This is a genomic window from Pseudomonas synxantha BG33R (assembly GCF_000263715.2).
Taxonomy (GTDB): Bacteria; Pseudomonadota; Gammaproteobacteria; order Pseudomonadales; family Pseudomonadaceae; genus Aquipseudomonas; species Aquipseudomonas synxantha_A.
The window spans coordinates 1-16,966 of the sequence record NZ_CM001514.1; the positions used below are offsets into that span (position 1 = coordinate 1).

At 53.5% G+C, this 16,966-nt stretch carries 8 protein-coding genes; 6 read left to right on the plus strand and 2 right to left on the minus strand.

What is annotated here, in order from left to right:
• Window positions 1–19: 19 nt before the first annotated feature.
• The 6 genes from dnaA (at window position 20) to PSEBG33_RS26750 (ending at window position 9,962) form a co-directional block, all read left to right on the plus strand.
• Window positions 20–1,537, plus strand: coding sequence for a chromosomal replication initiator protein DnaA (dnaA, locus tag PSEBG33_RS26775; protein ID WP_005783344.1), 1,518 nt, complete (start codon window positions 20–22; stop codon window positions 1,535–1,537).
• A gap of 38 nt (window positions 1,538–1,575) precedes the next feature.
• Window positions 1,576–2,679 (plus strand): DNA polymerase III subunit beta, encoded by a 1,104-nt coding sequence (dnaN, locus tag PSEBG33_RS26770; protein ID WP_005783345.1) that lies wholly within the window; start codon window positions 1,576–1,578, stop codon window positions 2,677–2,679.
• A gap of 20 nt (window positions 2,680–2,699) precedes the next feature.
• Entirely contained in the window at window positions 2,700–3,803 is a 1,104-nt protein-coding gene (recF, locus tag PSEBG33_RS26765) for a DNA replication/repair protein RecF (protein WP_005783346.1), read from the plus strand.
• A gap of 4 nt (window positions 3,804–3,807) precedes the next feature.
• On the plus strand, window positions 3,808–6,225 hold the full coding sequence (gyrB, locus tag PSEBG33_RS26760; RefSeq protein ID WP_005783347.1) for a DNA topoisomerase (ATP-hydrolyzing) subunit B: 2,418 nt from the start codon (window positions 3,808–3,810) through the stop codon (window positions 6,223–6,225).
• 558 nt (window positions 6,226–6,783) lie between these two features.
• Window positions 6,784–8,517 (plus strand): SIR2 family protein, encoded by a 1,734-nt coding sequence (locus PSEBG33_RS26755; protein ID WP_032803191.1) that lies wholly within the window; start codon window positions 6,784–6,786, stop codon window positions 8,515–8,517.
• A complete protein-coding gene (locus PSEBG33_RS26750; protein ID WP_005783349.1) occupies window positions 8,517–9,962 on the plus strand; it encodes an argonaute/piwi family protein in 1,446 nt (481 codons plus the stop codon). Before PSEBG33_RS26755 ends, PSEBG33_RS26750 begins: the two co-directional genes overlap by 1 nt.
• Before the next feature lie 88 nt (window positions 9,963–10,050).
• On the opposite strand, the gene PSEBG33_RS26745 is transcribed toward PSEBG33_RS26750, so the two are convergent.
• The gene (locus PSEBG33_RS26745; protein WP_005783350.1) at window positions 10,051–13,983 is read right to left on the minus strand and encodes a reverse transcriptase domain-containing protein; all 3,933 of its coding nucleotides are present in this window, start codon (window positions 13,981–13,983) and stop codon (window positions 10,051–10,053) included.
• Between the two features lie 968 nt (window positions 13,984–14,951).
• On the minus strand, window positions 14,952–16,679 hold the full coding sequence (locus PSEBG33_RS26740; RefSeq protein WP_032803193.1) for an N-6 DNA methylase: 1,728 nt from the start codon (window positions 16,677–16,679) through the stop codon (window positions 14,952–14,954).
• Between the last annotated feature and the right edge of the window lie 287 nt (window positions 16,680–16,966).

Sequence of the window (16,966 nt, forward strand, 5' to 3'; positions counted from 1 at the left end):
TTCAACTTAGGGGATATCCGTGTCAGTGGAACTTTGGCAGCAGTGCGTGGAGCTTTTGCGCGATGAGCTGCCTGCCCAGCAATTCAACACCTGGATCCGTCCGCTACAGGTCGAAGCCGAAGGCGACGAGTTGCGTGTCTACGCACCCAATCGTTTTGTTCTCGACTGGGTCAATGAGAAGTACCTGAGCCGCGTTCTCGAATTGCTCGACGAACATGGCAATGGCCTCGCGCCCGTGCTCTCCTTATTAATAGGCAGCAAACGTAGCTCGGCACCCCGTGCTGCGCCGAACGCGCCTTTGGCTGCAGCGGCATCGCAAGCTCAGGCGGCAGCGGCACCGGTTGCTGCTTCTGCTGCGCCTGCTGCAACGCCGTCCAAATCCTCTGCGCAAAAAAATGCGCCGGAGCATGAAGAACCGTCTCGCGACAGCTTCGATCCGATGGCAGGCGCCAGCTCCCAGCAGGCTCCCGTTCGTGCCGAACAGCGCACTGTGCAGGTTGAGGGTGGGCTCAAGCACACCAGTTATCTGAACCGCACCTTCACCTTCGAGAACTTCGTCGAGGGCAAGTCCAACCAGCTGGCCCGTGCAGCTGCCTGGCAAGTCGCCGATAACCCCAAGCACGGTTACAACCCGCTCTTCCTTTATGGCGGCGTTGGCTTGGGTAAGACGCACTTGATGCACGCCGTGGGTAACCACCTATTAAAGAAGAACCCGAACGCCAAGGTTGTGTACCTGCATTCGGAGCGCTTCGTGGCTGACATGGTCAAGGCCTTGCAGCTCAATGCGATCAACGAGTTCAAGCGTTTCTACCGCTCCGTTGATGCTTTGCTGATCGATGACATTCAGTTCTTTGCTCGCAAGGAACGTTCCCAGGAAGAGTTTTTCCACACCTTCAACGCCTTGCTCGAAGGTGGCCAGCAGGTCATCTTGACCAGTGACCGTTACCCGAAAGAAATTGAAGGCTTGGAAGAGCGCCTGAAGTCGCGTTTCGGCTGGGGCCTGACCGTTGCGGTAGAACCGCCGGAGCTGGAAACCCGGGTCGCGATCCTGATGAAGAAGGCCGATCAGGCAAAGGTTGATCTGCCTCACGACGCTGCCTTCTTTATTGCCCAACGCATTCGCTCCAACGTGCGTGAGCTGGAGGGCGCGCTCAAGCGGGTCATCGCTCACTCGCACTTCATGGGCCGTGATATCACCATCGAGTTGATTCGCGAATCCCTGAAAGACTTGTTGGCCCTGCAGGACAAGTTGGTGAGTGTGGATAACATCCAGCGCACCGTGGCCGAGTACTACAAGATCAAGATTTCCGACCTGCTTTCCAAGCGCCGTTCGCGCTCGGTTGCACGCCCGCGTCAGGTGGCCATGGCTCTCTCCAAGGAGCTGACCAACCACAGCCTGCCGGAAATCGGCGATGTGTTTGGCGGTCGCGACCACACCACGGTCTTGCACGCCTGCCGCAAAATCAACGAACTTAAGGAATCCGACGCGGATATTCGCGAGGACTACAAGAACCTGCTGCGTACACTGACTACGTGATGACACCAGCGCAGCTTATTAAGGCAAGGGACTAGACCATGCATTTCACCATTCAACGCGAAGCCCTGTTGAAACCCCTGCAACTGGTCGCAGGCGTCGTCGAGCGCCGACAGACCTTGCCGGTGCTTTCCAACGTATTACTGGTGGTCGAAGGCCAGCAGTTGTCCTTGACCGGTACCGACCTGGAAGTCGAGCTGGTTGGTCGTGTGCAGCTTGAAGAGCCCGCCGAACCCGGCGAAATCACTGTGCCGGCGCGCAAGCTGATGGACATCTGCAAAAGCCTGCCCAACGATGCGCTGATTGACATCAAGGTCGATGAGCAAAAATTGGTGGTCAAGGCTGGCCGTAGCCGGTTCACTCTGTCGACCTTGCCGGCCAATGACTTCCCTACCGTGGAAGAAGGGCCAGGCTCGCTGACGTGCAGCCTGGAGCAAAGCAAGCTGCGCCGCTTGATCGAGCGCACCAGCTTCGCCATGGCCCAGCAGGACGTGCGCTACTACCTTAACGGCATGTTGCTGGAAGTATCCGAAGGCATCATTCGTGCGGTTGCCACTGACGGTCACCGTCTGGCGATGTGCTCGATGCGTGCCGATATCGGCCAGCCTGATCGTCACCAGGTGATCGTCCCCCGCAAAGGTATCCTTGAGTTGGCGCGCTTGCTCACCGAGCCGGACGGCAATGTCAGCATCGTGTTGGGTCAGCACCATATCCGCGCGACCACTGGTGAGTTCACCTTCACCTCCAAATTGGTTGACGGCAAGTTCCCGGATTACGAGCGTGTGTTGCCTAAAGGTGGCGACAAGCTGGTGATTGGCGATCGCCAGGCCTTGCGTGAAGCGTTCAGTCGTACTGCGATTCTGTCGAACGAAAAGTACCGTGGTATTCGCCTGCAATTGGCCAACGGCCAATTGAAAATCCAGGCCAACAACCCGGAGCAGGAAGAGGCAGAAGAAGAAGTGGGCGTCGACTACAACGGCGGCTCTCTGGAAATCGGCTTTAACGTGAGCTACCTGTTGGACGTGTTGGGCGTCATGACTACCGAACAGGTTCGCCTGATCCTGTCGGACTCCAACAGCAGCGCCCTGGTGCAAGAATCCGATAACGACGACTCGGCTTATGTTGTCATGCCGATGCGCCTGTAATCATGCTCAGCAGAAGCTAGATGTCCCTTAGTCGCGTCTCTGTCACCGCGGTGCGCAATCTGCACCCGGTGACCTTCTCCCCTTCCCCCCGCATCAATATCCTCCATGGCGCCAACGGCAGTGGCAAAACCAGTGTGCTGGAAGCTATCCACTTGCTGGGGCTGGCTCGGTCCTTTCGCAGTGCCCGCCTGTTGCCGGTGATTCAGTACGAACAGTTGGCGTGTACAGTGTTTGGCCAAGTCGAGTTGGCGGAAGGTGGTCAAAGCGCACTGGGGATATCCCGCGATCGCGGCGGGGAATTTCAGATTCGTATCGACGGGCAAAATGCGCGCAGTGCCGCACAACTTGCAGAAATTCTGCCGTTGCAGTTGATCAACCCCGACAGCTTCCGTCTGTTGGAAGGTGCACCGAAAATCCGCCGCCAATTTCTGGACTGGGGTGTGTTCCACGTGGAACCCCGCTTCATGGCCACTTGGCAGCGCCTGCAGAAGGCCCTGCGGCAGCGGAACTCATGGCTGCGGCATGGTACACTTGACGCCGCTTCGCAAGCAGCCTGGGACCGAGAGCTGTGCCTGGCCAGCGACGAATTAGATGAATACCGTCGTGCCTATATCAAAGCCTTGAAACCAGTCTTTGAGCAGACCTTGAGCGAGTTGCTGGATCTCGAGGGGCTGACGCTGAGTTACTACCGAGGTTGGGACAAAGACCGTGAGCTCAGTGCTGTGCTTGCGACGTCCCTGCAGCGGGATCAGCAAATCGGACACACCCAGGCCGGCCCCCAACGCGCTGATTTGCGCCTTAGATTAGGTGCACATAATGCTGCGGATATTTTGTCCCGCGGCCAGCAGAAGTTGGTGGTGTGTGCGCTGCGTATTGCGCAAGGGCACTTGGTTAGCCAGGCCAGGCGCGGTCAGTGTATTTATCTGGTGGATGACTTGCCGTCGGAGCTCGACGAACAGCACCGCCGTTCGCTATGCCGCTTGTTGGAAGACTTACGCTGCCAGGTATTCATTACCTGTGTAGACCACGAATTATTGAGGGAAGGCTGGCAGACGGAAACGCCAGTCGCTTTGTTCCACGTGGAACAAGGCCGTATCACCCAGACCCACGACCATCGGGAGTGAAGGCATGAGCGAAGAAAACACGTACGACTCGACCAGCATTAAAGTGCTGAAAGGTTTGGATGCCGTACGCAAACGTCCCGGTATGTACATTGGCGACACCGATGATGGTAGCGGTCTGCACCACATGGTGTTCGAGGTGGTCGATAACTCCATCGACGAAGCTCTGGCCGGTCACTGCGACGACATCAGCATTATCATCCACCCGGATGAGTCCATTACCGTGCGTGACAACGGTCGCGGCATCCCGGTAGACGTGCACAAAGAAGAAGGCGTTTCGGCGGCAGAGGTCATCATGACCGTGCTCCACGCCGGCGGTAAGTTCGACGACAACTCCTATAAAGTATCCGGCGGTTTGCACGGTGTAGGTGTGTCGGTAGTGAACGCTCTGTCCGAAGAGTTGATTCTCACCGTTCGCCGTAGCGGCAAGATCTGGGAACAAACTTACGTCCACGGTGTGCCACAGGAACCGATGAAAATCGTTGGTGACAGTGAAACCACCGGTACCCAGATCCACTTCAAGCCGTCGGCTGAGACCTTCAAGAACATCCACTTCAGCTGGGACATCCTGGCCAAGCGGATTCGTGAACTGTCCTTCCTCAACTCCGGTGTCGGCATCGTCCTCAAGGATGAGCGCAGCGGCAAGGAAGAGTTGTTCAAGTACGAAGGCGGCCTGCGTGCTTTTGTTGAATACCTGAACACTAACAAGACTGCGGTCAACCAGGTGTTCCACTTCAATATCCAACGTGAAGACGGCATCGGCGTGGAAATCGCCCTGCAGTGGAACGACAGCTTCAACGAGAACCTGTTGTGCTTCACCAACAACATTCCCCAGCGCGATGGCGGTACTCACTTGGTGGGTTTCCGTTCTGCGTTGACGCGTAACCTGAACACCTACATTGAAGCGGAAGGTTTGGCGAAGAAGCATAAAGTCGCCACCACCGGTGACGATGCCCGTGAAGGCCTGACGGCGATTATCTCGGTCAAGGTTCCGGATCCGAAGTTCAGCTCTCAGACCAAAGACAAGCTGGTGTCTTCCGAAGTGAAGACCGCGGTTGAACAGGAAATGGGCAAGTACTTCTCCGACTTCCTGTTGGAAAACCCCAACGAGGCCAAGCTGGTTGTCGGCAAGATGATCGATGCCGCCCGCGCCCGTGAAGCCGCGCGTAAAGCCCGTGAGATGACCCGTCGTAAAGGCGCGCTGGATATCGCCGGCTTGCCTGGCAAACTGGCTGACTGCCAGGAGAAGGACCCTGCCCTCTCCGAACTGTACCTGGTGGAAGGTGACTCTGCTGGCGGTTCCGCCAAGCAGGGTCGTAACCGTCGCACCCAGGCCATCCTGCCGTTGAAGGGCAAGATCCTCAACGTTGAGAAGGCGCGCTTCGACAAGATGATTTCCTCTCAGGAAGTCGGCACCTTGATCACTGCACTCGGCTGCGGTATTGGCCGTGATGAGTACAACATCGATAAGCTGCGTTACCACAACATCATCATCATGACCGATGCTGACGTCGACGGTTCGCACATTCGTACCCTGCTGCTGACGTTCTTCTTCCGTCAGCTGCCAGAGCTGATCGAGCGTGGCTACATCTACATTGCCCAGCCGCCGTTGTACAAGGTGAAAAAAGGCAAGCAAGAGCAATACATCAAAGACGACGACGCCATGGAAGAGTACATGACGCAGTCGGCCCTGGAAGATGCCAGCCTGCACCTGAACGACGAAGCCCCGGGCATCTCCGGCGAGGCGCTGGAGCGTCTGGTCAACGACTTCCGTATGGTCATGAAGACGCTCAAGCGTTTGTCGCGCCTGTATCCTCAGGAGCTGACCGAGCACTTCATCTACCTGCCGGCCGTGAGCCTGGAGCAGTTGGGCGATCACGCCGCCATGCAGGATTGGCTGGCCCAGTACGAAGTGCGTCTGCGTACCGTCGAGAAGTCTGGCCTGGTGTACAAAGCCAGCCTGCGCGAAGACCGCGAACGTAACGTGTGGCTGCCGGAGGTCGAACTGATCTCCCACGGTTTGTCGAACTACGTCACCTTCAACCGCGACTTCTTCGGCAGCAACGATTACAAAACGGTCGTCACCCTCGGCGCGCAACTGAGCACCCTGCTGGACGATGGTGCCTACATTCAGCGTGGCGAGCGCAAGAAAGCGGTCAAAGAGTTCAAGGAAGCCCTGGACTGGCTGATGGCTGAAAGCACCAAGCGCCATACCATCCAGCGATACAAAGGTCTTGGCGAGATGAACCCGGACCAGCTGTGGGAAACCACCATGGACCCGGCTCAGCGTCGTATGTTGCGTGTGACTATCGAAGACGCCATTGGCGCAGACCAGATCTTCAACACCCTGATGGGTGATGCGGTCGAGCCTCGTCGTGACTTCATCGAGAGCAACGCCTTGGCGGTGTCTAACCTGGATTTCTGATCAGGTGTCGATGGGCACATTAAGTGTCGCAAGTGGGCAAGTTACTGTCGTTGTTCAGAGTCCCAGCTCAGAGACTGGGCTTACTTCCTAACCAAGCAGTGGGGAACGAGATCCCCGCTGATTTAGGAGGCTGGTGCTGACGAAGGTAATTTCTTTATTTCTTGCGGAACCGTGTATGAACTGGTGGCTAGAAATACCGCAAGCGCTGCCAATCCCCGCCCAAAATCGCTGAACCGCGAAAGTTTCTCACTTAATGTGTAACGGGCGCACAAAAAAGGGCTGCCAAATGGCAGCCTTTTTTATTTTCTAGATATTCATGTTCGAGTGGAGGGGGCTAATAAGGAAACTCGACCTAAAACTGCAATGCGTTTGATGGAAAACATAGCTATCAACATCCATACTGAGTAAAAATCAGGGAGGTGTTAATCAGTGACCTCGAAAGTACGGACACTTACTGGTGCTCAGTTCGCGACTGAGTTTGGCCTTCGTCCTAGAAATTTTGCTTGGTTGCTTGGCGCTGGGTGTTCCGCATCAGCCAACATCCCGACTGGATACATGATGATTCGCGACTTTAAGACGCGAATCTTCTGTCAGGAAAACCAGCTTTCACGACGTGAAGTCGATGCCTCGGATCGCATCTGGACGGCTCGCGTTGATGAGTTTTTCAGACAACGCGATATTCTACCGCCCCCAAATGACCCTCTTGAGTATGCGGCTGCCTTCGAGGCGATTTTCCCCCTTGAGGCACAGCGGCGCCAATACATCGCCGATAAAATCGCCTTAGGTAATCCATCGTTTGGACACCGTGTGTTCGGTGCTTTGCTGAGCGCGGGAAGAATACCCTGCATCTTCACCACTAATTTCGATCCCTTGATCGAGCAAGCATCAAACTCAGCGGTTCAGTTACTACCCACCGAAAGTCGGAGCCTTCTGACCGTCGCAGCAATCGATAGTGCAGACCGCGCAATACGAGCAATGGGTGAATCTGACTGGCCTCTGCTCGTTAAAATTCACGGTGATTATCAGTCGCTTAAAATAAAAAACACCGGAAGCGAACTAGAAGTTCAAGACTCAAAGATGCGCCGAGTTTTGACATCCGCATGTGAGCGATTCGGGCTCGTTGTTGTGGGTTATAGCGGAAGGGATTTCTCCGTAATGGAAGCACTTGAAGAAGCGCTGAAAAGTCCGGATCGATTTCCTAGCGGTCTATATTGGATCAATGGGACACCAGACAACATGCTGCCAGCGGTTAAGCAGTTGCTAGACAAAGCGACGGCAGCGGGCGTACCGACTAGTGTAGTGAAAGTGCCAACCTTTGATGAGTTGGCGGCGGATGTAATACGCGACTTTGTGGATCTCCCCGCAGAGATGCTAAAGCATGTGATGGAGGCTCAAAAGCCGGCCGCTCTAGCGCCTGTAAACCCACCAACCACACCGGCTCGAAAATATCCGGTGTTGAGATTTTCTGCACTGTTGGTTGAACAGCTACCTTTATGCGCACGAAAAATTGAACTAGAAACCCCCTCCACAACGGCATCAATTAGAACACTGCTGAAAGAGGCTAACGTCAGGGCAGTCGTAGCTTGTAACGGACGAGAGGTCGCTGCGTTTGGCAACGACCAGAAATTATTGCAAGCGTTAGAACCCTTGGGTCCAAAGCTCAGCGGAACCATCACCCTTAGACCTGAAAGAGACAGCTGGGCATTAGGCTTACTGTACGACGCTTTGGTCCGCACACTTTCGCGAAAACGCCCGTTGACTCAACGCTTGCGGAATACCGGCCACGCCCTACTTGTCGCCTCGGACCGACCAAATGAGCCTTCTGAAAATATAGCTCAAAGGGCTCATGTATTGAGCGCATTAAAGAAGGCGTACGATGCCCCATTAACCGGCAATGTGCCCATCTTGAAGCTTCCTTATGCCGAAGGGATTAATGTCCGGCTAGATCGTTTCAACGACATGTGGTGGTTGGGGTTCGACCCCTTTACTTTTGTAGATGTACCGCACGACAAAAAAACGGCCCAATCGACTGACGGGGCAAATATTCATCAGCCGTACCGTGGAGATCCCGCAGGCGACTGGAGACGCGAAAGATGGGCACGTAAATACAATGGTAATTGGGCAGCAATCATTGATGCCTGGGCAAAACTCCTCGTGGCGGACCCAGAAATCAGCCTTACGGCTCTGGGTGTACCCTCTGCCGAAGGGGTCGATGCCCACTTCAAGCTATCCCCTACCACGGCTTGGAGCAGCCCATCTCACCACCATGCCTATTTCGAAAGGACGCAGTGATGAGCCAAGCTAACAAGGCCAAGATTTCCCCGTTTACGTTGTTAGATGAGCCACTACTCACATTCTCCCCAAATGATGTTAGAGCTACAGATGTTCACCCTCTGCGTGGACTGGTAAATCATGGGCCATTTACAAAAGAAGCGTTCACTCGGTACACACCAAAAATTCGAGTAGCCACCGTTGGGCCAAATGCAGGTTGGATACAACGGGGTGACCTCATGAAACTTTTGAAAGTCCCCCACAGCCCCGCAGACAGAAAAGAATACGTCCCGGCTTTCCCCGGCTTCGAGCGTCTCTTTCATGCAGAACTGGTATCCGCACCAGCAGAAACACATATTAGATGGCCTGATAACTTACTTGACCAGACACAATCTCTAACCCCGCCACAAGTTCTTTTTCAAGCCATCTCCGAGGCACTAACTCGACTCTCATTAATGAGGGAGTTGTTTGATGTTGTCCTAATTCACCTACCAGACAAGTGGTCTCATGCTTTCAGAGATACTGGATTCGATGCTCACGATAGTCTTAAAGCAATCGGCGCACGCTATTCAATACCAACACAAGTAGTTAATGATCGATCGTTCAAGTTTTCCTTCAAAGCCTCGATTGCTTGGAGATTATCAATAGCCCTATACGTTAAAGCAGGGGGAATTCCGTGGAAATTAGCACCTAGCGCAGTTGTGCCGGCAGACACTGCATATATCGGCTTAGCTTATGCAATCAAAGGTAATTCTGAAAAAACCGGCTTCGTCACTTGCTGCTCACAAGTTTTCGACATGGATGGCGGTGGAATGGAGTTCGTTGCATTCCAAGCGGTAGACCCTGTAACGGATATCATTGAAGCGCGCCGCAACCCGTTTTTAACTCGCAACGATATGCGTTCTGTCATTTCCCGCAGCCTGGCGCTCTATCAACAAAGAAATACTGTACTTCCACGCAGGCTGGTGATTCACAAAACAACCGCCTTTAAGCCTCAAGAAATACAGGGTGCCATGGATGCTCTAGCCTCAGTCAAAGAGGTCGAATTTATTGAAGTAAGTAGCCGTTCACACTGGCGTGGTGTATGGCTCATCGACTCAGGCAAAAACAACCCACCTAGCCAAGCCGCAAAGTACCCTGTCCCAAGAGGCACTATGGTAATGCGCTCCGGCACTTCAGCTTTACTCTGGGCGGCCGGCAATGCAGCAGGGGTATCTGCATCAGGTAACTATTACCAAGGGGGCAAGAGCATACCGCGCCCTTTGGCCCTTACTAGACACGAAGGAACGGGGCCTCTCGAACTCATAGCAGCTGAAGTTCTTGCTCTGACAAAGATGGACTGGAACAACGACGCTCTCTACGACCCGATGCCAGTGACCATCAGCTACTCTCAAGCGCTTGCAAGGACAATTGCGAATGTCCCAGACCTGCCTGGCAGCACCTATCCGTATCGCTTATTCATGTAAGGCGCTAACGCTCAAAGCGTTCACTTTTAGAGTCAAATTGACTAGAACACACCATGCGTGGAAGTGACCATATACATCCCCCACGAAGTTATGGCCTTCCCTTGTAACCAGCGGGCGCTGCCTTGAGCTGCTTGGGTGCCCTAGCAGGCTTAGTCGACTTGAAGGGAGCGGGGTCAAGTTCGAACACACTCACGGCGACCTGGTTATTGCCGTGAATATGCGCAACCAGACGATCATGCTTAGGAAGTGGTACCTGGGCAGTGGAGCCCCCAAACTCTCCGGAATTGGCAAGCACCACAGGTTGGTACATATGGAAATGCAACGCTGCAACCATGTTGTCAAAGGTCTGCACATCCTGATTCAGGGCAGCAACCAGAAATACGTCTGAGCGATCCCTAAGGTCCGCTACTAAATCAAGATCAGTAGCGTCATAGCAAATGGCTGCGGCAAGGCGCGTTGGTGAAGTCGTACCAATCGGCAGCTCCACCAGAGTCACATGAGGTCTATACCCAGTGATTCCCATCTCCCGTTCGAGCTTCATCGGGTGGAGCTTTCCCTGCCACACATACTGAATACTTCGGCCATGGTCTGGCGCATCAGTACGTATTAACCAAAGCCCTTGATTGATCGGCCCTCCACATTTATCAGAATGCATGAAGGTCAACCCTGCAAAGATATTGGCCTGGAGCTTGTCAGAAAGCCGGCGCAGGAAGAACACATGTTCAGGATGCACTGCCAACTCAGGAAAGAGGATTACATCCACGGCGGGAATATCTCCCGCCCCCTCAGGCAGGGCTTTGGCCGAAGCCCAAGCTCGTAGTTTCGCGTGTGCCAGCCGACAGACCTGAGCCAGATGGCGGCGATGTTCCGCCAACATCCCCGGTGTCCAATGCGTAGGGTCTTTAGTATCGAAGTCATCCATCTTCGGGCGAAGGGTTTGAACAATGGCAACTCTGAGGGGGCGATCTACAAGCGGTGCATTGTCACTAGTCGGAATGACATAGATGGGTGTGTTACTCCGCCCACCATACAACGCACGCTGTATAGCAATACGCTTTTCCAAGAGAGCCAGCAATTCACCTGGGGTGCGTACTGTGCTGACCGGGGCCGCGTCGTTGGCCTTGAACTCAATGCCTGGCCACTGGAGCAAAGTGGAAAGGAAACCTGACAACCAAGGAGAAATTGGGGCTGGCTCATCAGTCAAACCGCTACTCGAATTAAGCATGCCAAAACGCCGCTTGTACCAACTACTCCGAATTCCCCTATAACGCCCGACATCCTCCGTCAACAGAAATCGACGACTTGTGAAATCAAACTCACCAGTCAAAGCAGACCTTAGGACTCGTCCTAGTCCGTATAGCCAGGCCCCCTCATCACTGACCCATTCAGGCCGCGCATACAAAGGATTGGCCTGCTCTTGCTCTCCTGTGAGATTGACTTTTAAAAATCCAATTTCATCAGGCAGCGACTGAATTTCTGACCAATTGGAGCACGTCAAACTAATATCTACAGGACTCAATCCGGCAGAGAGCTGCGTCTCAATACCAAGCTCACTTAGAAGAGCCTTTGCCAGCATAAGAAGTCCATTCTCCTGCCCAAAAATATTGAATGGATCTTGCATTACTCGTAGCAACTGACGAGTTTCCAAAGCACTCCCTGCTTTATATTTGCTGAAATTGACTCGACTGATCTCTACAAGAGAAGGTGGAACAAATTCCCTCCATTTTGGCGGGCGGCCACCGCGCTTACCGATTGCCTCAATTAAGAGATCAGGCCTTTCAAGGGCAACAGTACTTACGATTGCTTGGAGTAAGTTCTCATCGCTAGTAGCCCGGAGACCCTCTGACAGCCATACCCCGAAACGACTTGAGTTGGGATGCATCTGCTGGGTGACCAAAGCTGATGGAAGTATTTCCAGCAGCCCCCTAGCTGACACGGGCTCGAACACCATGGCACTCCGAAGCTTGAGATAAGTCGGCTCCAGCGATGGCTCTAAAATAGACTTGATTGGTACGCCACAGTCACCAATTGATGCCAGGTAAAGAAAGGCCTGCTGCAACAAGTACCAGGGTGAATCATTTCTTTCGATGACTATTTTTCTAGCAAAAACTCCTAACTCTTGCCGATACCCCTCGATATCGACTGCGCTAGGGTACTCCTCCATATCCCGAAAGCCCGTTTCACTTACACCAGCTCGCAGGAGATCGGCGGCCACATACTCGGCCGCCCGAATTTCACGATCTTGCTTCGGTCTCAGCCATTTGATCGGCACGTTAAAGAGTTTGGCGTCTAGGGCTTCCAAAACCGGATCAAGCAACCGAGGGTGCGGAAACAAGTCCAATCCACACCGAAGCAACAAAACTAGCGCCGGGTTCTCAGCCCAGCATTTGATAAGTTTGCGAGCGGTCGATTCGAACTCATGCGCTAGCGCCATTCCACTTGTTACGCGCTCACCAAGAGACTCGCCAGTATTATCCGGCGCGCTGATGTCGGTCATCGCGAGACGCTGCCTCATCAGGTCGGCAAGCCGTGTTGCCACGAAACGCTTGACTGTATCGTCTCGAACATCAGTGGCAGGTGCCGCAATTGTTGCCAACTTTAATTGCGAGGCTGGAGGCTTATCTGCCCCCTCAAGCTGCTCCGTAATCCAAAGCAAGCCTTCAAGCCCCCCGGCAGCCTGTGCTAAGGAGTCAAGATCAAACGTTCCGCTAAGCTCCGCCCCCAGCACCCCCATCAGCGTTGAAACGTTATTCTGTGCGGACATGGATCGATAAGGGGTGACTGAGCACTTTCCTTCGGATAGGCCAATTAGCTTAGTAGTCCCGAGTAGCTTGCAGTGGGCATCGAGCAGGTCCAGAACGAACTTCTGGACCTGCTCCAAGAGTGCCGCACAGCGACTGGGGGCTTCAACGACGATCCGCATATCGTCAACGTACCGACAATAATCGAGCACCTTGATCTCACTACCAAGGTCGTGGGCTTCTTTCGCAGCCTGGTCAACTGACCTGTCGAAACGGACAAGGTAGGCATTGGCTAGAAATCCCGATGCAACGAGCCCCTGGGGTAATCCTAGTTCAAGCTCCTGACCTTCAGCTTCGTTGAATAACCCCGCATGGATTTTGTCCGCTGCCCGCCAACGCCAGGCCATGATCCGGGCAGATTTATTCCAAAAATCGTCGTCTGCTCCAACCTCAGCCTGAAGATGGAAGCGCTGCTGATACTCGGCCTCCAGATGCTTTAGCTCGGCTAAGAGTGCTTTGATATCCACACGATCATAAAAAGACTTCAAATCTAGTGAAACGACAAACAATTCACGCCCTTTGGATAGTCGAGGGGAGAACTCTGCGCAGATTTGGCGAGGACGGGATAGAAAGGCGCGATAGTCTTGAAAGTACTTGCGGTACGTTTGGCTATTGCCCCATGAGAAATGAGCCCTAGCTTGCGTACCACCAGTCTCGGACCAGCGACAGTGAAGCCGGTTACCATAGCTGACCAGCCCACGTTCCCTTGCCTTCAGCACATCCGTCTCCTCCGGATCGCCCTGTGCGGTCTCAATGGCCTCCGCAAGACACATCATCACGGCTGTTGCCAATGATTGATCTCGAATGGAAAGGTGCGCCAAAGGCCTCAGCTTTTGCAGCTCTGGCTGCGCCCCTCCAACCTGCTCAGAGCTGGGACACCATTGGTGAAAGAGTGAGTCTATTTCGTTAATCGGGATATCCAGAAACGCAGCCTGTGGAAAACCTACATGCTCATGAAAATCCCACTTCCCATTTTTGGGAGCAGGTACCAACTTGAGGTCTTCAGTCTGAAAACCAGGCTCACCTACGGCCTTGCCCCATGCTTTGAGTTGGCACTCAAGGTTGATAGTGGAGCTGTCAAGTTCCAGAACGTCAGCGTACGAGTTGTGTCGCCGAATAAAGCCGTGCGATTTTTTCCAGGCCTGAGCCAGTACGACGATGTCCTGAAGGGACGCTCCCTTGGGCAGCAGGGTTTGATAAACCTTCTTGATAATGGACATCTGCTCTCTCTTCGTGAACTGGCCCAAGCGCATAAATGCTGGACAAACGTAGGTTAGCGAGTGAGCGAAAGACGCCTAGGGACATTTGCACCTTTGAATAATCGAAGGAAAACCATCCCTGGGGTAACGCTGCATGCCACCGATGTGATTGCCATCATCGTTCGGTAAAGCATGGCAGTAAAGACAAAGAGCTTCGGCACTATATTTCGCCTTACCTGCGCAGGAGAAACTTCATATCCTATGGCTAGTCAGCGCGTCCAGTTGTAGGCTCTTGACCACGTGGACGTACTGCACATGAAATGCATCCACTACTGCCACCATAAAGTCAGAAAACTCCTTATTGACCCGATGTGCCAGCGGGTCGCTGATGAACTCCTGGCGAAGTTGAGGAATAAGTTGCCAGTCAAAGTCTCCTTCTCTGGCCAGGCGGTCGACATCACGGTTTCCGGACTTCGTATCCAATGCCCTCGCGAGTAACCGGTAGCATTCACCGAGTCGTGGATAGGGTGGTTGCGAGGAGCAAGAGCAGGTCATGGCGGAAAATCTAGGCGTTAGAGAATGGTGGGGGTAGGTTCGCGTCCTTGCGATAAAGAGTCCGTGAAGGAGTCAGGCCTTGGAGCCTTGCCCACGATTGCCGCCGGATTTTACGCCGTGAACCTTGCTCGGCCAGTTTCCACCGGGGAACGGATTCGATCCTTTTTTACCTGCACCGCTTTTAGAACCGCCAGTGGATGGCTTACTTGGTGTACGTTGAGTCATGTTATGGGTAATGCTGAGGAAGTGAGTTTGCATGCTTTTTACACCGAGACCGTAGCGATATTGCTACGGACATCAATGTAGAAAAATACCTCTCGGAAGGCCCGCGCGTGACTGGTCAATTTTTTGAGTAGGTACTTAGAGGCCGGACCGCTCTTAGAGTGATCACCGCATCCACTGAGCGGAAGGCATCCGCTTGACGTCAATGTTGGTCAAATTGGCCAGAGAAATGAACTGATGTTCGCCTGCTTCTGCCGTAGACCATCTATCTGACGCTCGATGGTAGCCTCCTCCTCCAGTGCCTCTAAAGCCATATCCGCTTGTACAGCGGTGAGAACCGGTATTTGAAATTTTCTCAGAGCCTTGGCTTGTATCGTTGGTGCGCTAGTGCCCACCACGAGCCGACGCAAACCTGCTTGGCCGAAGGGGGACCGCAAATACATCATAAGCGCCTGAGGTAGGTAACCCTTACCTCGTGCTCGAAGAACTGCAACTGACTGTCCGGCTACCCACCCCCCTGCCCCCGGCAGTGGTGTCTTGCTGATAAAGCCGACCCTTCCCGTCGCGCCCTTGATACAAATGAGAACATCGCCAGGTCTTAGGAAGTAGTCATATGCATTAGGCCCGTCCATATCGTGGACGGTTGCCTTCGTTGCATGTCGGACCAGGCCGAATGCAGGGATATCCTGAGCTTGAAGCTCTTCGGCGGGAGCGCCGCTGAGCCCCATGGAGTGTTGGCGTGGTCTGATCAGATCAAAGTGTTCGCTGATGCTGGTGAATTCGTTGTGGTGCTGACGATTCGGCGCAACGTTTTCAGTGACATGTCGGCTGGCCTCCATATTGAGGTCGTCAGTCAGTAGTTCGCTCACATTGACTAGAGAGCTGAACCGTCCCTCCTCCCGGTTGCGGATGAGCACACCTAGCTGATGGATTTTGGGAGTTGAGGTGCCCGTGGTCATCAGCAATTCAGGTGTAGCCCTAACAAACAGAATTTGCTCGAAGGTCTTGGCGGTATTCAGCACCACGATGGAGCATGAGCCCTTGAGCCCCTGAACTGCGCTTGCGGGTAAACCTATTATGGCTTCAAGACATTGCCGTGCCATAAAGTAGGCGCGCAAGCCGTGCTCAGCACCAGGTTTGAACAGTACGCTATCCGGTACCAGAATCACTGCTCGCCCTTGCGTCTGGGCTATGATCTGGAAAATCGCCGCCAAAGGGCCCTTGGCCGATGAATGATCAAAGCGATGGTAGATATCCCGCCCTAGATCTTCCTTTAGGTACGTCTCCCGCAGTGGAATCACGGCGGTGGCAGCCGGGAATTGTTTGAGCTGTGACTCCCAGCTAAACAAAGGGCCGATCACAGGATCGGTGTGGTGAACGGAATGGCCATAAGAGCCGGACGTCACAAGCCCAAGTTGTACCAGCTGTGGTGTTTTTGATTCAACCGCTACTATTGCTCCCCTGCTGGCTACCCGGCAGGCAAGCTGACCGACTGTCTCGAAGGGTAAGTAGACCTCACTAGGCTTATGAGCCGTCGTGATGAGAGCCATGAGGTCCGCGACCCAAGATGCCAAAATCACCTCGGTTGAATCTGGATTAACAGCCCACTGCGCAGGATCTGCGTTCCAGCTATCTCCGAGGAACGTTCCCTCTAATGACAAAACAGCGCCAACCACGCGAACGAGATCCTCAGCACTAACGGTGATAGACGGATCCAAACCCCAGGTATGCCCAAGGGCAACGAACTTTTCCAGCAGCTCATCGGGATCGTCCCTCCACTCATCTACACGAGCGGAAACATCCAGGGCTTGATCACGAGAAGCCTTCAACCAAGCTCTAACTACCAAAGCGATATGAGAAGCCTCATGAAAGGGCAGTGCTGGAATGCTCAAGGCGATGTGGTGAAGGAGGTTTTCGTGCTCGGTCATGGCGCTGCTCATCTTGGTTGCTGAGCTGATCGTATCACAAAAAGTATTGACTACTTTATTTTTGTGGCCTACATTGCCCCACGTCTTGCGACGATGGTCGAAACCAGATCGCAGGGAGTGATGAAAAAAACTAACCATTGGTCGGTAGAACGCTAACTAATATTGCCTTTAATATATATCCCACCATTGAAGAGGATTTTTTAACCATTTGAAAAATGGTAGTAATAAATTGTCACGCTATGAGTAGCGTTTGATAATTCGATTTTTTTCATACTTTTGCTTTATTTAAGTCTATTTGA